The sequence below is a fragment of the Pseudomonas sp. HMSC057H01 genome (genome assembly GCF_001836405.1).
Classification (GTDB): Bacteria; Pseudomonadota; Gammaproteobacteria; order Pseudomonadales; family Pseudomonadaceae; genus Pseudomonas; species Pseudomonas aeruginosa.
Window position 1 is genome coordinate 90,592 of sequence record NZ_KV828411.1, and the last position, 17,269, is coordinate 107,860.

The following is a 17,269-nucleotide window of genomic DNA, read 5'->3' on the forward strand; positions in this document are numbered from 1 at the left end:
TCAGGTCCTCGCCAGGGCCGGCAATTGTGCCGGGCCGAACTCGATCTCCTCGATATCCGGCGGTGCGACGAAGGGTACGCCGTCTTCCAGTACCGGTCCCGGCTGGGCGAGCAGGAAGCGGGTTTCCCGGTCCATCACGAAGCAGGCCTTGAGGTAGTCGCCGTCGAGGTGGTCGAGCCACAGCGGGCCGAGCTTGCGTTCGATGCGTCGGTCGATGTCCTCGGCCTGCCAGTGGTTCGCGTCGAGCCAGTCGGAAGCCAGCAGGAAGCCCCAGGAGGAGAGGAACGAGGGCACCGTGGCGCGGTAGCTGTGGACCTGGGAGAAGACACTGCGCAGGGTACGGGCGAGGGCCGCGTGGGGCTTGTCGTCGCTGTGGGAGAACTCCAGCCCCTGCACCGCGACCACCCCGCCCGGTCGCAGGCGCGAATGCAGCAGCTCGTAGAACTGGCGGGTATAGAGAGCCTGGGCCGGGCCGTTGTCGAGCATGTCGACGACGTCGATGATGACCACGTCATAGAGCGACGGGTCGCGCTCGAGATAGGCCCGGCCGTCCTCGGCGAGCAGTTCGCAGCGTGGGTCGTCGAAGGCGCCCTGGTGCCACTGGAACAGGTGTTCGCGACACAGTTCCACCAGCTCCCGGTCGAGATCGACCATCACCGCCCGCCGCACGCTGGCATGGGAGAGCACCTCGCGCAGGGTGGCGCCTTCGCCGCCGCCGATGATCAGTACGTCGCGCGGCTCGTCGTGGGCGAGCATGGCCGGCTGCACCAGCAGCTCGTGGTACAGCGACTCATCGCTCTCGGCGCTCTGGATCGCGCCGTCGAGCATCAGCACGCGGTCGTAGTTGTAGGTGTCGGCGATCAGCACGTTCTGCCAGCGCGTGCGGCCCTGGTAGAGCACCCGGCGCAGGCGGTAGACGTACTGGTCGAAGGGGTCGCTGTCCTCGATCGCGGTGATCGCGCCGTCGCCTTCCAGCAGCGGGTCCGGCGGATAGAAATAGAAGTGGTTCGGCGGCAGCGGCGGCAACCCGGCGGCGACCTCCGCCGGCACCAGGCCGGTGAGGTCGACGGCGTAACGGGCCTGGCTCAGGTCGGGAGCCAGCGGGGCGCGTTCGATCGGCGTATCCATCAGGCCACCCCCGTGCCCTGGCCCAGCGCCCAGCGCAGGGTCGGGCTGTCTTCGTCGACCGGGCCATTGCCGGCCAGGCTGCGGCTGAGCAGCCCCAGGCGATGGCCGCCGAGGCCGCGGTCCATGCTCGAGATCAGGTGCCGACGGCTGCCCAGGCGTTCGCTGAGCACGCGCACGGCCTGGGCGCCATCGAGCACGTCGCCGCAGGTGAACACGTCGACCGCGGCATAGCCGTACTCCGGCCAGGTATGGATCGCCAGGTGCGATTCGGCGATCACCACCACGCCGGAGATGCCGATCGGGCTGAACTTGTGGAACGCCGAGGTGATGATGGTGGCGTTGGCCTGGCGGGCGGCCTCGAGCATGCTTTCCTCGATCCACTGGATATCGTCGAAGCGCTGGTCGACGCAGTCGAACAGCTCGATGACCAGTTGCTTGCCGAGCACGGTGATCGGATCGAGTCGCAACGGTTGAATTGCCATGAAGGCCTCCTGCTTCCGTTTCGGCGAGGGATGTCCTCGCGGTGGAAGGCACGATAGGCGCGGCTGACTTAAGAGGTGCTTAACGACGGATTTTTTACCCGCCCCGGCGCGGGCCGACGACGCCGGAGCACCCATTTCGCCTGACGTAGGGTGGATAGCGCCAGCGGCGCTATCCGCCGCTTCTGCGGAGTATGGCCCGGCGGATAACCGCGAGCGGTTATTCGCTCTACCGGTGGGAGTCGTGACGTAGGGCGAATAGCGCCAGCGGCGCTATCCGCCGTTTCTGCGGAGCATGGCCCGGCGGATAACCGCGAGGCGGTTATTCGCCCTACCGAGGCGTGCCCTTCGCCTGCGTCACCCGGTCCACCAGGTAGACCACCCCGCGGTAGTCGATCCCGCCGTGCTCGCTGAGGCCGATCTCGCAGGTACGGCTGGTGGACACGCCTTCCTCGCAGAACTGCACGGCATCCTTCAGGCTGCGCAGGGAGTGAGCGTTCAGTTCCGGCGTGGTGAAGCCCTTGTCGCCGGCGAAGCCGCAGCAGTGGATGCCTTCCGGGATCACCACCTCGCGGGTGCAGCGGCCGACCAGGTCGATCAGCGCCTGGCTCTCGCCGAGGTGCTGGGTGCTGCAGGTGACGTGCACCGCTACCGGTTTGTCCTGCGGGATGAACTCCAGGCGATCGAGCAGGTGACTGCGGATGAATTTCACCGGGTCGTGGATCTGCAGCCGCGGATCGTCCAGACCCTGGACCAGGCGCAGGGTGCAGGGGCTGGTGTCGCAGTAGATCGGGTCGAGGCCGCCGCGGCTGGCCTGGAGCAGGGCGGCGAGCAGCTCGTCGCGCTTGTCGTCGGCCTGCTTCGCATACCCCTTGGACGCGAACGGCTGGCCGCAGCAGAGGTTGTCCAGGTTATCCGGGAACACCACCTGGTAGCCGGCCTTTTCCAGCAGACGGCGGGTCTTGTCCAGCAGCGGCTCGCGCTCTTCGTCGCCGAAGGCCGGGCCCATGGCGCGCGAGACGCAGGCGGCGAGATAGACCACCCGTGGCCGCTCGTCGTCGAGCGGGGCGGGCGGCGGCGCCAGGCGTACCGGCTGCGGCAGCGCCGGCGTCCATTGCGGCACGCGGCCGCCGCTGGCCTGGCTGAGGCCGCGGCTGGCCCTGGCCAGCAGGGGCGCGCCAAGCAGACGCCGGGCGCCGTCGGCAGCGAGCAGGGCGAAGCGCGCAGCACGCATGGCGCCGGCAAAGTTGCGCGCCAGCCAGGTGGCGCCACCGGCGTGCCGGACGTCGGCGCCGCGCAGCTTGCGGATCAGCTCGCCGGTGTTGATGTTCACAGGACAGCGCTGGGCGCATAGGCCGGTGGCGGCGCAGGTGTCGATGCCCTGGTAGCGGTAGTCGCGCTCCAGCGCCGTGGTGTCGACGCCGGCGCGCTTCTTCGCCTGGATGTCGCGCCACAGGACGATGCGCTGGCGTGGCGTGAGGGTCAGTCCGCGCGACGGGCAGACCGGTTCGCAGAAACCGCACTCGATGCACTTGTCGACGATCTCGTCGGCGGCCGGCAGCGGCTTGAGGTTCTTCAGGTGGCTCTGCGGGTCGTCGCTGAGGACCACACCCGGGTTGAGGATGCCGCGCGGGTCGAGCAGGCGCTTGAGCTGCCACATCAAGCGATAGGCGTCCTCGCCCCACTCCAGTTCGACGAACGGCGCCATGTTGCGCCCGGTGCCATGCTCGGCCTTCAGCGAGCCGCCGTACTCCACCGCCACCAGGTGCGCCACGTCGTCCATGAACGCCGAGTAGCGGGCGATCTGCTCGGGCGAGTCGAAGCCCTGGGTGAAGACGAAGTGCAGGTTGCCTTCCAGCGCGTGGCCGAAGAGGATCGCCTCATCGTAGCGGTGCTTGTCGAACAGCTCGATCAGGCGGTTGACTCCCTCGGCCAGTCGTTCGACGGGGAAGGTGACGTCCTCGATGATCACCGTGGTGCCGGTCTCGCGCACCGCGCCGACAGCCGGGAAGGTGTCCTTGCGGATGCGCCAGAGCTGGTTGTAGACCGCCGGGTCTTCGCTGAAGTCGACCTGCTTCTCCAGCGGATATTCGGCGATGGAGGCCATGATCCGCCCGAGCTGTTCGTGCAGCAGCGTGCGGCTCGCCGCGCGGGACTCGATGAGCAGGGCGCAGGCACCGGCGGAAAGGCTCTTCACCCATTCCGGCATGCCCTGCATGTTCTCCACCGAGCGCAGGCTGCGCCGATCGAGCAGTTCCACCGCCGAGACCGGCTGGCGCTTGAGCACCGCGACCGCCGTGCAGCAGGTTTCCACCGTGGGGAAAACCAGCAGCGCCGAGGCCTTGTGCGGGTGTTCCGGGACGGTGTCGTAGGTCACCGCGCTGATGAAGCCGAGGGTGCCCTCGGAGCCGACCATCAGGTGGGTGAGGATGTCCAGCGGCTCGTCGTAGTCGACCAGCGCGTTCAGCGACAGGCCGGTGGTGTTCTTCAGCCGGTACTTGTGGCGGATCTTCGCGGCCAGTTCGGCGTTGGCGCGGGTCTCGCGGCCGAGTTCGGCGAGCCGTTCCAGCAGCTCGCCGTGGCTGGCGCGGAAGGCCGCGACGCTGGCCGGGTCCTCGCTGTCCAGGCGGGTGCCGTCGGCCAGCAGCAGGCGCAGGCCGGCAAGGGTGTGGTAGCTGTTCTGCGCGGTGCCGCAGCACATGCCGCTGGCGTTGTTGGCGACGATGCCGCCGATCTTGCAGGCGTTGATCGAGGCCGGGTCGGGACCGATCTTGCGGCCGAACGGCGCCAGCCAGGCGTTCGCCTGGGCGCCGATGACACCCGGCTGCAGGCGGATCTGCGCGCCGTCGGCGCGGATTTCCCGGCCGTTCCAGTTGTCGCCGAGGACGAGCAGCACCGAGTCGCTGATGGCCTGGCCGGAGAGGCTGGTGCCGGCGGCGCGGAAGGTCACCGGGACCTGCTCGCGGTAGGCGACGGATAGGATCGCGGCGACCTCGTCCTCGCTTTCGACGCGCAGCACCAGCTTGGGAATCAACCGGTAGAAACTGGCGTCGGTGCCGAAGGCCAGGGTCGACAGCGGGTCGTCGAAGCGGCGTTCGCGCGGTATCAGCCGCTCGACGGTCTCGAGAAAGGGAATCGGCAGGCTCATCGGCTTTCCTCGGCCCTGGGACGACGGTCACGCCCCGGGCGTTTTCAGGCTTTTCTGGCGGGCGTCTCAGGCGCCCAGTTCGCGGACCAGCGAGTCGGCGCTGATCTCGCCGATCGACTTGGCCCCGGTGAGGACCATGGCCACGCGCATTTCCTTTTCGATCAGTTCGAGCAGGTTGCGCACCCCGGCCTCGCCGGCGGCGGCCAGGGCGTAGACGAAGGCGCGGCCGAGCAGCACGCTGTCGGCGCCGAGGGCGATCATCCGCACCACGTCGAGACCGGTGCGGATGCCGGAGTCGGCAAGGATCGCCAGTTCGCCCTTCACCGCGTCGGCGATCGCCGGCAGCGCGCGGGCGCTGGACAGCACGCCATCGAGCTGGCGGCCGCCGTGGTTGGAGACGACGATGCCGTCGGCGCCGAACTTCACCGCATCCCTGGCATCCTCGGGGTCGAGGATGCCCTTGATCACCATCGGGCCGTCCCAGAACTCGCGGATCCACTCCAGGTCCTTCCAGGCAATCGACGGGTCGAAGTTGGCGCCCAGCCAGCCGATGTAGTCCTCCAGTCCGGTCGGGTTGCCGCGGTAGGCGGAGATGTTGCCGAGATCGTGGGGCTTGCCCAGCAGGCCGACGTCCCAGGCCCAGGCCGGGTGGGTCATGGCTTGCAGGATGCGGCGCGGCGCGGCGTAGGGGCCGCTCATGCCGGAATGGGCGTCGCGGTAGCGGGCGCCGGGGACCGGCATGTCGACGGTGAACACCAGGGTGGTGACGCCGGCGGCCTTGGCCCGCTCCAGGGCGTTGCGCATGAAGCCGCGGTCCTTCAGCACGTAGAGCTGGAACCACATCGGCCGGTCGATGGCCGGGGCGACCTCCTCGATCGGGCACACCGATACCGTCGACAGGGTGAAGGGCACGCCCTTCGCCGCCGCCGCGCGCGCCGCCTGGACTTCACCGCGGCGGGCGTACATGCCGGTGAGACCGACCGGGGCGAGCGCCACCGGCATCGCCAGGGTCTCGTCGAACAGGCGGGTTTCCAGGCTCAGCTCGGACATGTTCTTCAGCACCCGCTGACGCAGGGCGATGGCCGACAGGTCCTCGACGTTGCGGCGCAGGGTGTACTCGGCGTAGGCGCCGCCGTCGATGTAGTGGAAGAGGAACGGCGGCAGCTTGCGTTGGGCGGCGGCGCGGTAGTCGGTGGAAGCGGAAATGATCATTGGGCTCTTCCGTTGTGTCGAAAGGTTTTGCATCGAGCGCAGTGGAGCGGGACACGGCGGAAATGGCCAAGGGAGCCGGGCCTACGATCGTAGGCGAGTCTCCCCCGGGCCATTTCCTGCGCAGTATCGCCGACGCGCGGCCGATCAGGGCGCGGTCAGTGCACCAGCATGCCGGTGAATAGGTATGCCTGGGCCAGGGTGATCAGTCCGACCAGCGCGGCGAAGATCAGGCTGTGCTTCAGGGTGAAGCGGAACAGGTCGGATTCCTTGCCGACCATCCCGGTCGCGGCACAGGCCACGGCGATGGATTGCGGGGAGATCATCTTGCCGGTCACGCCGCCGCTGGTATTGGCGGCCACCAGCAGGGTGTCGCTGACTCCGATCTGGTGCGCGGTGGTCGACTGCAGGGAGCTGAACAGGGCGTTGGAGGACGTATCCGAACCGGTCAGGAATACCCCCAGCCAGCCGAGGAACGGCGAGAAGAACGGGAACGCCGCGCCGGTACCGGCCAGGACCAGGGCCAGGGTGGTGGACATGCCCGAGTAGTTGGTGACGAAGGCGAAGGCCAGGACCATGCCGATGGACAGGATCGGCCACTTCAGCTCCACCAGGACTTCCTTGAAAGTGGTAATACCAATTTTCGCTCCGATGCGCAGGATGAACATCGATACCAGCGCCGAGAGGAAGATCGCCGTGCCGGTGGCGGAGATCGGGTCGAACTTGAATACCGCGGCGATCGGCGTGGCGCTGGTGGCGATCGGCGCGCCCTTGACCACCAGTTGGTCGAGGTGCGGGATGGCGAAGTTGAACACCAGCCAGTAGAGCTCGCCGCCCGGGGCGAACAGGGCCTTGAAAGGTTTCAGGGTCCAGATGGTCACCAGTACGGTGAGCACCAGGAACGGCGACCAGGCCTTGAGGATCTCGCCGAAGCTGTAGGCGGACGGTTCGACGCTGCGTTGCCCGCCGTAGCCGCCACCGGCCACGGCCGCGCCGCCGCTGGCGGCGAGCGCTTCGCTGGCGCCCTGCGGCTGCCAGACCTTGAGGAACAGGGTCAGGGAGACCAGGCTGACCAGCGCCGAGGTGATGTCCGGCAACTCCGGGCCGATGAAGTTGGACGTCAGGTACTGAGTGATGGCGAAGCTGCCGCCGGCGACGATGGCGGCCGGCCAGGTTTCGCGGATGCCGCGCCAGCCGTCCATCATGAACACCAGCCAGAACGGTACCAGGATCGACAGGAACGGCAGTTGGCGGCCGGTCATGGCGCCGATCTTGAAGGCGTCGATGCCGGTCACCTGGCCGGCGACGATGATCGGGATGCCCAGTGCGCCGAAGGCCACCGGCGCAGTGTTGGCGATCAGGCACAGGCCGGCGGCGTAGAGCGGATTGAAGCCGAGGCCGACGAGCAGGGCGGCGGTGATCGCCACCGGCGCGCCGAAACCGGCGGCGCCTTCGAGGAAGGCCCCGAAGGAGAAGCCGATCAGCAGTACCTGCAGGCGCTGGTCGCCGGTAATCGACAGCACCGAGCTGCGGATCACCTCGAACTGGCCGCTCTTCACCGTCAGTTTGTAGAGGAAGACCGCCGCGACGATGATCCAGGCGATCGGCCAGAGACCGTAGAGGAAGCCGTAGCCGGCGGCGGCGAAGGCCATGTCGGCGGGCATGTGGAAGGCGAAGATGGCCACCGCGATGGCCAGCGCCAGGGTGATGCTGCCGGCGATGTGGCCCTTGAGGCGGAATACCGCCAGGGCGAGGAAGAAGAACACGATCGGGATGACGGCCGCGGCGGCCGACAGGCCGAGACTGCCTAGGGGGGTATAGAGTTGTTGCCAGGCTTGCATGGGGGTTGGCTCCCTAATTGTTGTTGGGTTTGCCTGTGACCAGATCGGACACGCGCCAAGACCTGTGTGTGCAAGGGCGCTGGGCAGCCGAACCTGGCAAAGCTCGCATAATTGGTAAGACCAATTTACAAAAGCGAGCGCTCAGGTTAAGAGTCGAGCGTTCGGCGTGTCAATTTGCCCGTCTACGACTTTTGTCTAAGGATGCTCGTGCGGGGCTCGTGGCGCCTCGCTTGTGGTGCGGGGAGCGGCTCGGTACGCTTCCTCTCTTTTTCGCGCTGGGCGCATGGCAGAGGCTTTGCGACGAAACTTCGGGTAAGGGTGTCGGGATATGGAATTTGGTCAGGTCAGGCAGCGCCGTCTGTCGGATGACATCGTTGCGCAACTGGAGGCGATGATCCTGGAGGGCACGCTGAAGTCCGGCGAGCGGCTGCCCGCCGAGCGCGTGCTTGCCGAGCAGTTCGGGGTTTCCCGGCCGTCGCTGCGCGAGGCGATCCAGAAACTGGTGGCGAAGGGGCTGCTGGTCAGCCGCCAGGGTGGCGGCAACTATGTGACCGAATCGCTGGGCGCGACTTTCAGCGATCCGCTGCTGCACCTGCTGGAGGGTAACCCGGAGGCCCAGCGCGACCTGCTGGAGTTTCGCCACACGCTGGAAGGGTCCTGTGCCTACTACGCGGCGCTGCGTGCGACCTCCCTCGATCACCAGCGCCTGACCGAGGCCTTCGAGGCGCTCCAGGCCTGCTATGCGCGCAACGACCAGGTCAGCGCGGAAGAGGGCGCCGCCGACGCGCGCTTCCACCTGGCGATCGCCGAGGCCAGCCACAACACCGTGCTGCTGCACACCATCAAGGGCCTGTTCGACTTGCTGCGGCGCAACGTGGTGACCAATATCGGCGGGATGTACGCGCAGCGCACGGAAACCCGCGCGCAACTGATGGAGCAGCACCAGCGCCTATACGACGCGATCATCAGCGGTCAGGCGGAGCTGGCCCGGGAGGTGTCCAACCAGCACATCCACTATGTGCAGGAGGTCCTGGCGGAGGTCCAGGAAGAGGCGCGCAGGATGAAGCGCTCGCAGCGCCGGCGCAGCGTGCAGGAGGACTAGCGAGGCGCGGGCAGGGACGCGCTCAGTCGTCCTTGCCGTGGCGCATGGCGCGCTGGATCTCCCGATCGGAGTCGCGCTCCTTCTCGGTGTGGCGCTTGTCGAAGTCCTTCTTGCCCTTGGCCAGGGCGATCTCGCACTTGACCAGGTGCTTCTTCCAGTACATCGACAGGGCGACGCAGGCGTAGCCCTTCTGTTGCACGGCGCCGAACAGCTTGCCCAGTTCGCGCTTGTGCAGCAGCAGCTTGCGCGTGCGCACCGGGTCGGCGATCACGTGCGTGCTGGCGGTGGTCAGGGGCGTGATGTGGCTGCCGAGCAGCCAGGCCTCGCCATCCTTGAGCAGCACGTAGCTGTCGACCAGTTGGGCCTTGCCGGCGCGCAGGCTTTTCACTTCCCAGCCCGCCAGGGCGACGCCCGCCTCGAAGCGTTGTTCGATGAAATAGTCGTGCAGAGCCTTCTTGTTCTGCGCGATGGTCCCCGAAGGGTGTTTCTTCTGCTTAGCCATAGGCGGCGCATTATAGGGAGTCGCCGGCTTCACCGCTATGGGGCGGCGTCGCGCTTGAGGGATAGAGGTGAATTTCGGACAATGCCCACTCTTTTCCTGGCCGCTGGCCAAGGTTTTGTAAGAAAAGTCTTCAAGTGGCGTCAGGCTGCGCTGAGCGTTTTTCTGCCGAACCCTGGCCCCGGTCGGCGGGCGCAGCGCGCCGCCGTGGCGGATGCCGCCGTCCCGCCGGCTATGCTTGGGGAGTCGCCCGCTCGACAGCAGAAGTGAGAGTTCTATGAGCACCCATATCCAGCGTTCGGCGCTGTTGCCTTATCCCGCCCGTGCGCTGTTCGATCTGGTGAACGACGTGAAGCGCTATCCGGAGTTCCTGCCCTGGTGTTCGGCCAGCCAGGTCCTGGAGGAGAGCGAAAGCCTGATGCGCGCCGAGCTGACCGTGGCCAAGGGTAGCCTCAGCCAGCGCTTCACCACCCGCAACGTGCTGGTGCCGGGAACTTCCATCGAGATGAACCTGGAAAACGGACCGTTCACCGAGCTGCATGGCGTCTGGCAGTTCAAGGCGCTGGGCGAGAAGGCCTGCAAGATCACTCTCGACCTGACCTTCGATTACGCCGGGCCGCTGGTCAAGGCGACCCTCGGGCCGCTGTTCACCCAGGCCGCCAACACCATGGTCGACGCGTTCTGCCAGCGCGCCAAGCAACTCTATGGCTGAGATCGCCGTCGAGGTGGTCTACGCGCTGCCGGAGCGACAGGCGTTACTGCGCCTGAGCGTGCCGGCAGGTACCAGCGCACGCGAGGCCGTGCTGCTCTCCGGCATCGCCGAGGCGTTTCCAGGGCTGGATGTGCAAGGTTGTCCGCTGGGTATCTTCGGCAAGCTCCTGGCTCGCCCGGAGGAGCGGGTGCTGGAGACCGGCGAACGGGTGGAGATCTACCGCCCGTTGATCGCCGATCCCAAGGAGGTACGCAAGCAGCGTGCCGCACGGGCCCGGAGCGAGCGCGAAGGCGGTTAGCCGTGGGGGTTCCTGCGGAAATGAAAAAGCCCGGCGAATGCCGGGCTTTTTCGTGGAACGCCAGCCGTCATTGCGGGCTGGGGTCCAAAGGTTCGGGGGTCGGAACCGGTACCGGCTGGGCCTCGTCCACTTCGCGCTGGAGCTGTTCCAGGGTGGAGCCCGGTTTCGGCGGCTCTTCCTTCTGCTCTTCCGGTTTCTGCTGGTCGGCCGGCTGGGTGACGGTGGTGCTGCCTTCCTTGCCGAGGATCGCTTCGTCGCGGCTGACGCCGGGCATGAAGTCGCCGTTCAGGCCGGCCAGTTGGTCGCTGTCGTTGAAGAACAGGCTGACGCGCTCCTGCTGGCGACGACCGCCGCCCGGCTGGATGCTGTAGAGGTAGTCCCAACGATTGGCGTGGAAGGTATCGACGATCAGCGGGTTGCCCATGATAAACCGCACTTGGCGTCGGGTCATTCCGGGGCGCAACTGGTCTATCATGTCCTGCGTTACGACGTTGCCTTGCTGGATGTCGATTTTATAGACGCCAGGAAACGAGCAACCGGCGAGTGCGGCAAGCCCCGCGAAAGCGAGACAGGTCAGCATGAGCTTGGCGTTTTGCATCGGTGAGCGACTTCCACTATCTTGGCTGGGCAAATAAAAGCCCGATCATACCCGTATTCCGGGATACTGCGAAACATCCCGCGCTGAGAAAGCAGACATGGTTGAAAATAGCGAACTTCGAAAAGCCGGCCTTAAAGTGACCCTGCCGCGGGTCAAGATCCTGCAGATGCTCGACTCGGCCGAGCAACGCCACATGAGCGCCGAAGACGTGTACAAGGCGCTGATGGAAGCAGGCGAGGACGTGGGCCTGGCAACCGTCTATCGGGTGCTGACCCAGTTCGAGGCCGCCGGCCTGGTGGTGCGTCACAACTTCGATGGCGGCCATGCCGTGTTCGAGCTCGCCGATAGCGGCCACCACGACCACATGGTCTGCGTCGATACCGGCGAGGTGATCGAGTTCATGGATGCGGAAATCGAGAAGCGCCAGAAGGAAATCGTCCGCGAGCGCGGCTTCGAGCTGGTCGATCACAATCTGGTGCTCTACGTGCGCAAGAAGAAGTAGTCGCGCAACGGTTCCATGCGAAAACGGCGACCCTGGGGTCGCCGTTTTCATTTTCCATTGAAGGAACGTTCAGTTCTGGGCGGCCAGGTTGACCAGTTTCTTCGCGTGGGCCAGGGATTCCTTGGTCAGGTCGACGCCGCCGAGCATGCGGGCGATCTCCTCGATCCGCTGGGCCTTGTTCAGGGTGGCGACCGCCGTGCGGGTTTCGCTGCTGCCGCGTTCCTTGTGCACGAACAGGTGCTGGTGGCCCTGGGCGGCGACCTGCGGCAAGTGGGTCACGGTGAGGACCTGGCCGCGTTCGCCGAGGCGACGCAGCAACTGTCCGACCACTTCGGCGGTGGGGCCTCCGATGCCGACGTCGACTTCGTCGAAGACCAGGGTGGGGATGCGCGAGGTCTGTGCCGTGATCACCTGGATCGCCAGGCTGATCCGCGACAGTTCGCCGCCCGAGGCGACCTTGGCCAGCCCTTTCAACGGCTGCCCGGGGTTGGCGCTGACCAGGAACTCCACGCTTTCCAGTCCGTTGGCCTGCGGCTCGGCGCTGTCGCCGGGATGCAGGACGATGGCGAAGCGCCCTCCGGGCATGCCCAGGCGCTGCATCTCCTGTTCCACGCTGGCGGCAAGAGGTGCGGCCGCGGCCTGGCGCAGGCGGCTCAGTTCGTCGGCTTTTTCCTGGTAATGCCGGGCGTAGGCGGCCAGCTCGTCGCCCAGGCGTCCGACCGCTTCGTCGTCGGCGTTCAGCGCCTCCAGTTCGTCGAACAGGCGCTGCTGCAGGTCGGCCAGTTCGGCGGGCTGGACCCGGTGCTTGCGCGCCAGGGAATAAATGACGTCCAGGCGCTCCTCGACCTGCTGCTGGCGATTGGGATCGGCATCGAAGTGGTCGACGAAGCGGTTCAGTTCGCCGATCGCCTCCTCGACCTGGATCTGCGCGCTGGACAACAGGTTGACCGCTTCGCCGAGGGCGGCGGGCTGGCCGCTGAACGAGGTCAGGCGGCTGAGGCTGGCATTGAGCGCGGAAAGGACGTTGCCGGCATCGCTCTCGCTGCACATTTCCACGACTTGGCGGCAGGCGGCGAGCAGGCTTTCGGCGTTGCTCAGGGTCTTCTGCTCCTGCTCCAGGCTTTCCAGTTCGTTTTCGCCGAGGGACAGGTTTTCCAGTTCTTCCAGCTGGTAGCTGAGCAACTGGTGGCGGGCGCGTTGTTCGTCGCCGCTACGCGACAGGCGTTCGAGTTCCTGGCTGGTCTGCTTCCAGCGTTGCGCGGCGAGCTGCACCTGGCGCGCCAGCTCCTGGCAGCCGGCGTACTCGTCGAGCAGGCGACGGTGGGTCTCGCTCTTCAGCAGCGACTGGTGCTCGTGCTGGCTATGGATGTCGATCAGCAGTTCGCCCAGGCTCTTCAGGTCGCCCAGAGGGCAGGGCGTGCCGTTGATGTAGGCACGCGAGCGACCTTCGGCAGTGATCACCCGGCGCAGGATGCACGGACCGTCCTGTTCCAGGTCGCGCTCGGCGAGCCAGTCGCGGGCCTCGGCGATGGCGCTGACGTCGAAGCTGGCGAGAATGTCGGCCTTGTCCGCTCCGGGACGTACCGCGCCGCTGTCGGCGCGGTCGCCGAGGGTAAGGCCGAGGGCGTCGAGCATGATCGACTTGCCCGCGCCGGTTTCGCCGGTGATCACGCTCATGCCGGTAGCGAGTTCGAGATCCAAGTGCTCGACGATGGCGTAGTTGTGAACGGACAGGTGAACCAGCATGGCGGGCGGCTCCGTGGGTTTTGTCTGGTTATTTATACAGTATTTTTTCCGGCTGGCAATTGCCGCTCGCCCCTTGAACCGTGGAAAGCCGTCCCCATATAGCCGGCAACGTTGCGAACTTATGCGTTCGCCTTGTATTTGCCAGCTTATTTTTGAAGGAGAGTGGCATGGCTGACGAACAGCAGACCCTGGATCAACAGACCCCCGAGCAGCCCACCGGCGCCGCCGAGGACCTGACCGCCCGCGTGCAGGAACTGGAGGAGCAGCTGGCTGCCGCCCAGGACCAGGCGCTGCGCATGGTCGCGGATCTGCAGAACGTACGCCGGCGTGCGGAGCAGGATGTCGAGAAGGCGCACAAGTTCGCGCTGGAGAAATTCGCCGGCGACCTGCTGGCGGTGGTCGACACCCTCGAGCGCGGCCTGGAGATGTCCGATCCCAATGACGAGGCGATCAAGCCGATGCGCGAAGGGATGGAACTGACCCTGAAGATGTTCGACGACACCCTGCGCCGCTACCAGGTGGAGGCGCTGAACCCGGAAGGCGAGCCTTTCAATCCCGAGCAGCACCAGGCGATGGCCATGCAGGAAAGCGCTTCGGCCGAGCCGGGCAGTGTCCTCAAGGTGTTCCAGAAAGGCTACCTGCTCAACGGCCGCCTGCTGCGTCCGGCGATGGTGGTGGTCAGCAAGGCGCCGGCGGAAACCCCGCCTTCCATCGACGAGCAGGCTTGAAATTCGACGCGACGACCCCATCTGGGTAGTCAACCGAGCACGAGACCCACGGGCGGGTCGCACGGAATCAAAGTTTCTGGAGAGTGAATATGGGCAAAATCATTGGCATCGACCTGGGTACCACCAACTCCTGCGTGGCTATCCTGGAGAACGGTAACGTCAAGGTCATCGAGAACGCCGAGGGCGCGCGTACCACCCCCTCGATCATCGCCTACACCAACGATGGCGAAACCCTGGTGGGCCAGCCGGCCAAGCGCCAGGCGGTCACCAACCCGCAGAACACCCTGTATGCGGTGAAGCGCCTGATCGGCCGTCGCTTCGAAGAGAACGTGGTACAGAAAGACATCCAGATGGTGCCGTACAGCATCGTCAAGGCCGACAACGGCGACGCCTGGGTGGAAGTGAAGGGCCAGAAGATGGCGCCTCCGCAGATTTCCGCCGAAGTGCTGAAGAAAATGAAGAAGACCGCCGAAGACTACCTCGGCGAGCCGGTCACCGAAGCGGTGATCACCGTTCCGGCCTACTTCAACGACAGCCAGCGCCAGGCCACCAAGGACGCCGGCCGCATCGCCGGCCTCGACGTCAAGCGGATCATCAACGAGCCGACCGCGGCGGCGCTGGCCTACGGCCTGGACAAGGCCAAGGGCGACCACACCGTGATCGTCTATGACCTGGGCGGCGGTACCTTCGACGTGTCGGTGATCGAGATCGCCGAAGTCGACGGTGAGCACCAGTTCGAAGTGCTGGCCACCAACGGCGACACCTTCCTCGGCGGCGAAGACTTCGACATCCGCCTGATCGACTACCTCGTCGACGAGTTCAAGAAGGAAAGCGGCATCAACCTGAAGGGCGACCCGCTGGCCATGCAGCGTCTGAAGGAAGCGGCCGAGAAAGCCAAGATCGAGCTGTCCTCGACCCAGCAGACCGACGTCAACCTGCCGTACGTGACTGCCGACGCGAGCGGTCCGAAGCACCTGAACGTCAAGGTTTCCCGCGCCAAGCTGGAGTCCCTGGTCGAAGACCTGGTGCAGCGCACCATCGAGCCGTGCCGCACCGCGCTGAAGGATGCCGGCCTGGATGTTTCCGATATCCATGAAGTGATCCTGGTCGGCGGCCAGACCCGCATGCCGCTGGTACAGAAGACCGTTGCCGAGTTCTTCGGCAAGGAAGCGCGCAAGGACGTCAACCCGGACGAAGCCGTGGCTGTCGGTGCCGCCATCCAGGGCGCGGTCCTGGCCGGCGACGTGAAGGACGTGCTGCTGCTCGACGTGACCCCGCTGACCCTCGGCATCGAGACCTTGGGCGGCGTGATGACCGGTCTGATCGAGAAGAACACCACCATCCCGACCAAGAAGTCGCAGGTGTTCTCCACCGCCGACGACAACCAGGGCGCGGTGACCATCCACGTGCTGCAGGGCGAGCGCAAGCAGGCCGCGCAGAACAAGTCGCTGGGCAAGTTCGACCTGGCCGACATTCCGCCGGCTCCGCGCGGCGTGCCGCAGATCGAGGTGACCTTCGATATCGATGCCAACGGCATCCTGCACGTCTCGGCGAAGGACAAGGCCACTGGCAAGCAGCAGTCCATCGTGATCAAGGCATCCTCCGGCCTGTCCGAGGATGAGATCCAGCAGATGGTCCGCGATGCCGAGGCGAACGCCGAGGAGGACCGCAAGTTCGAGGAACTGGCTGCCGCTCGCAACCAGGGCGACGCGCTGGTCCACGCGACCCGCAAGATGATCACCGAGGCGGGCGACAAGGCCACCGCCGAGGACAAGGCGACCATCGAGAAGGCGCTGGGCGAGCTGGAAGCGGCGGTGAAGGGCGACGACAAGGCCGAGATCGAGGCCAAGATGAACGCTCTGTCCCAGGCTTCCACCCCGCTGGCGCAGAAGATGTACGCCGAACAGGCCCAGCAGGGCGAAGACGCTCCCCAGGGCGAGCAGGCGAAAGCCGCTGACGACGTGGTGGACGCCGAGTTCGAAGAGGTCAAGGACAACAAGTAAGCCCCGGCTTGCTTCTGCCCCGCGTGCCGGCCAGGCCGGTACGCATGATCCGCCACGCGGGAGCCTGCTCCCGCGTTGGCGTGTCTGGAGGGTCCTTAATTGAGACGGAAAGGTTATGGCGAAACGAGACTTTTACGAGGTTCTGGGGGTTGAGCGTGGCGCCAGCGAGGCGGACCTGAAGAAGGCCTACCGTCGCCTGGCGATGAAATACCACCCGGACCGCAATCCTGGCGACAAGGAAGCCGAGGACAAGTTCAAGGAGGCCAACGAGGCCTACGAGGTCCTCTCCGATGCCAGCAAGCGGGCGGCCTACGACCAGTACGGCCATGCCGGCGTCGATCCGAACATGGGTGGGGGCGCTGGCGCCGGTTTCGGCGGGGCGAGCTTCTCCGACATCTTCGGCGATGTGTTCAGCGATTTCTTCGGTGGCGGCGGCGCCCGCGGTGGCTCGCGCGGCGGCGCGCAGCGCGGCGCGGACCTGCGCTACACCCTGGATCTCGACCTGGAAGAGGCGGTACGCGGCACCACCGTCACCATCCGCGTGCCGACCCTGGTCGGTTGCAAGACTTGCAACGGCAGCGGCGCCAAGCCCGGCACCACACCTGTCACCTGCACCACTTGCGGCGGTATCGGCCAGGTGCGCATGCAGCAGGGCTTCTTCTCGGTCCAGCAGACCTGCCCGCGCTGCCACGGCACCGGCAAGATGATTTCCGATCCCTGTGGCTCCTGCCATGGCCAGGGGCGCGTGGAAGAGCAGAAGACCCTGTCGGTGAAGGTGCCGGCCGGCGTCGACACCGGCGACCGCATCCGCCTCACCGGCGAAGGCGAGGCCGGCAGCATGGGTGGTCCGGCGGGCGACCTGTACGTGGTGGTCAATGTGCGCGAGCACCCGATCTTCCAGCGTGACGGCAAGCATCTGTACTGCGAAGTGCCGATCAGTTTCGCCGACGCTGCGCTGGGCGGCGAGCTGGAAGTGCCGACCCTGGATGGCCGGGTCAAGCTGAAGATTCCGGAAAGCACCCAGACCGGCAAGCTGTTCCGCCTGCGCGGCAAGGGCGTGGCCCCGGTGCGCGGCGGCGGCGCCGGCGACCTGATGTGCAAGGTGGTGGTGGAAACCCCGGTGAACCTGGACAAGCGCCAGCGCGAGCTGCTCGAGGAGTTCCGCAAGTCGTTGCAGAGCGACACCTCGCATTCGCCCAAGGCCAGTGGCTGGTTCGAGGGCATGAAGCGTTTCTTCGACGACCTATAAACAAAGCCATGGGCGCGGCCTGACAGC

15 protein-coding genes are annotated in these 17,269 nt (G+C 66.2%); 7 read left to right on the top strand and 8 right to left on the bottom strand.

What is annotated here, in order from left to right:
• From HMPREF2581_RS05645 to HMPREF2581_RS05665, 5 genes are all read right to left on the bottom strand, one after another.
• A complete protein-coding gene (locus tag HMPREF2581_RS05645) occupies positions 1-1,128 on the bottom strand; it encodes a fused MFS/spermidine synthase (protein ID WP_016254383.1) in 1,128 nt (375 codons plus the stop codon).
• Positions 1,128-1,610 (bottom strand): adenosylmethionine decarboxylase, encoded by a 483-nt coding sequence (speD, locus tag HMPREF2581_RS05650; protein WP_003095236.1) that lies wholly within the window; start codon positions 1,608-1,610, stop codon positions 1,128-1,130. The genes HMPREF2581_RS05645 and speD overlap by 1 nt, the downstream gene beginning before the upstream one ends.
• A 328-nt stretch (positions 1,611-1,938) precedes the next feature.
• Positions 1,939-4,755, bottom strand: coding sequence for an FAD-binding and (Fe-S)-binding domain-containing protein (locus HMPREF2581_RS05655; protein ID WP_004365391.1), 2,817 nt, complete (start codon positions 4,753-4,755; stop codon positions 1,939-1,941).
• 66 nt (positions 4,756-4,821) lie between these two features.
• On the bottom strand, positions 4,822-5,967 hold the full coding sequence (gene lldD, locus HMPREF2581_RS05660; RefSeq protein ID WP_004365390.1) for an FMN-dependent L-lactate dehydrogenase LldD: 1,146 nt from the start codon (positions 5,965-5,967) through the stop codon (positions 4,822-4,824).
• Positions 5,968-6,122: 155 nt separating this feature from the next.
• Entirely contained in the window at positions 6,123-7,805 is a 1,683-nt protein-coding gene (locus tag HMPREF2581_RS05665) for a lactate permease LctP family transporter (protein WP_003100495.1), read from the bottom strand.
• A 328-nt stretch (positions 7,806-8,133) separates the two neighbouring features.
• On the opposite strand from HMPREF2581_RS05665, the gene HMPREF2581_RS05670 reads away from it, so the two are divergent.
• The gene (locus HMPREF2581_RS05670) at positions 8,134-8,907 is read left to right on the top strand and encodes an FCD domain-containing protein (protein ID WP_003095221.1); all 774 of its coding nucleotides are present in this window, start codon (positions 8,134-8,136) and stop codon (positions 8,905-8,907) included.
• A gap of 22 nt (positions 8,908-8,929) precedes the next feature.
• Here HMPREF2581_RS05670 and smpB read toward each other — a convergent pair whose 3' ends face one another.
• Entirely contained in the window at positions 8,930-9,409 is a 480-nt protein-coding gene (gene smpB, locus HMPREF2581_RS05675) for an SsrA-binding protein SmpB (protein WP_003100496.1), read from the bottom strand.
• Positions 9,410-9,683: 274 nt separating this feature from the next.
• On the opposite strand from smpB, the gene HMPREF2581_RS05680 reads away from it, so the two are divergent.
• Together HMPREF2581_RS05680 and HMPREF2581_RS05685 are read left to right on the top strand one after the other, a co-directional pair.
• The gene (locus HMPREF2581_RS05680) at positions 9,684-10,118 is read left to right on the top strand and encodes a type II toxin-antitoxin system RatA family toxin (protein WP_004365389.1); all 435 of its coding nucleotides are present in this window, start codon (positions 9,684-9,686) and stop codon (positions 10,116-10,118) included.
• Complete coding sequence (locus HMPREF2581_RS05685; protein ID WP_004365388.1) at positions 10,111-10,416, top strand: RnfH family protein; 306 nt, start codon at positions 10,111-10,113, stop codon at positions 10,414-10,416. Before HMPREF2581_RS05680 ends, HMPREF2581_RS05685 begins: the two co-directional genes overlap by 8 nt.
• A gap of 67 nt (positions 10,417-10,483) precedes the next feature.
• On the opposite strand, the gene HMPREF2581_RS05690 is transcribed toward HMPREF2581_RS05685, so the two are convergent.
• On the bottom strand, positions 10,484-11,014 hold the full coding sequence (locus HMPREF2581_RS05690) for an outer membrane protein assembly factor BamE (protein ID WP_003109323.1): 531 nt from the start codon (positions 11,012-11,014) through the stop codon (positions 10,484-10,486).
• A 97-nt stretch (positions 11,015-11,111) separates the two neighbouring features.
• Between HMPREF2581_RS05690 and fur the strand changes: the two genes are divergently transcribed.
• On the top strand, positions 11,112-11,516 hold the full coding sequence (gene fur / locus HMPREF2581_RS05695; RefSeq protein WP_003095216.1) for a ferric iron uptake transcriptional regulator: 405 nt from the start codon (positions 11,112-11,114) through the stop codon (positions 11,514-11,516).
• 69 nt (positions 11,517-11,585) lie between these two features.
• Here the strand turns inward: fur and recN are convergent, their stop codons facing one another.
• A complete protein-coding gene (gene recN / locus HMPREF2581_RS05700; RefSeq protein WP_003135243.1) occupies positions 11,586-13,262 on the bottom strand; it encodes a DNA repair protein RecN in 1,677 nt (558 codons plus the stop codon).
• 167 nt (positions 13,263-13,429) lie between these two features.
• Between recN and grpE the strand changes: the two genes are divergently transcribed.
• From grpE to dnaJ, 3 genes are all read left to right on the top strand, one after another.
• A complete protein-coding gene (gene grpE / locus HMPREF2581_RS05705; RefSeq protein ID WP_003095213.1) occupies positions 13,430-13,990 on the top strand; it encodes a nucleotide exchange factor GrpE in 561 nt (186 codons plus the stop codon).
• Positions 13,991-14,079: 89 nt separating this feature from the next.
• Complete coding sequence (gene dnaK, locus HMPREF2581_RS05710; protein WP_003095212.1) at positions 14,080-15,993, top strand: molecular chaperone DnaK; 1,914 nt, start codon at positions 14,080-14,082, stop codon at positions 15,991-15,993.
• A gap of 115 nt (positions 15,994-16,108) precedes the next feature.
• Positions 16,109-17,242 (top strand): molecular chaperone DnaJ, encoded by a 1,134-nt coding sequence (gene dnaJ, locus HMPREF2581_RS05715; RefSeq protein WP_003095211.1) that lies wholly within the window; start codon positions 16,109-16,111, stop codon positions 17,240-17,242.
• The last annotated feature ends 27 nt before the right edge of the window (positions 17,243-17,269 follow it).

Excerpts from the sequence above, each read along its gene's own strand:
- HMPREF2581_RS05645 (WP_016254383.1), bottom strand. The coding sequence starts at position 1,128 with ATGGATACGCCGATCGAACGCGCCCCGCTGGCTCCCGACCTGAGCCAG.
- speD (WP_003095236.1), bottom strand. The coding sequence starts at position 1,610 with ATGGCAATTCAACCGTTGCGACTCGATCCGATCACCGTGCTCGGCAAG.
- HMPREF2581_RS05655 (WP_004365391.1), bottom strand. The coding sequence starts at position 4,755 with ATGAGCCTGCCGATTCCCTTTCTCGAGACCGTCGAGCGGCTGATACCG.
- lldD (WP_004365390.1), bottom strand. The coding sequence starts at position 5,967 with ATGATCATTTCCGCTTCCACCGACTACCGCGCCGCCGCCCAACGCAAG.
- HMPREF2581_RS05665 (WP_003100495.1), bottom strand. The coding sequence starts at position 7,805 with ATGCAAGCCTGGCAACAACTCTATACCCCCCTAGGCAGTCTCGGCCTG.
- HMPREF2581_RS05670 (WP_003095221.1), top strand. The coding sequence starts at position 8,134 with ATGGAATTTGGTCAGGTCAGGCAGCGCCGTCTGTCGGATGACATCGTT.
- smpB (WP_003100496.1), bottom strand. The coding sequence starts at position 9,409 with ATGGCTAAGCAGAAGAAACACCCTTCGGGGACCATCGCGCAGAACAAG.
- HMPREF2581_RS05680 (WP_004365389.1), top strand. The coding sequence starts at position 9,684 with ATGAGCACCCATATCCAGCGTTCGGCGCTGTTGCCTTATCCCGCCCGT.
- HMPREF2581_RS05685 (WP_004365388.1), top strand. The coding sequence starts at position 10,111 with ATGGCTGAGATCGCCGTCGAGGTGGTCTACGCGCTGCCGGAGCGACAG.
- HMPREF2581_RS05690 (WP_003109323.1), bottom strand. The coding sequence starts at position 11,014 with ATGCAAAACGCCAAGCTCATGCTGACCTGTCTCGCTTTCGCGGGGCTT.
- fur (WP_003095216.1), top strand. The coding sequence starts at position 11,112 with ATGGTTGAAAATAGCGAACTTCGAAAAGCCGGCCTTAAAGTGACCCTG.
- recN (WP_003135243.1), bottom strand. The coding sequence starts at position 13,262 with ATGCTGGTTCACCTGTCCGTTCACAACTACGCCATCGTCGAGCACTTG.
- grpE (WP_003095213.1), top strand. The coding sequence starts at position 13,430 with ATGGCTGACGAACAGCAGACCCTGGATCAACAGACCCCCGAGCAGCCC.
- dnaK (WP_003095212.1), top strand. The coding sequence starts at position 14,080 with ATGGGCAAAATCATTGGCATCGACCTGGGTACCACCAACTCCTGCGTG.
- dnaJ (WP_003095211.1), top strand. The coding sequence starts at position 16,109 with ATGGCGAAACGAGACTTTTACGAGGTTCTGGGGGTTGAGCGTGGCGCC.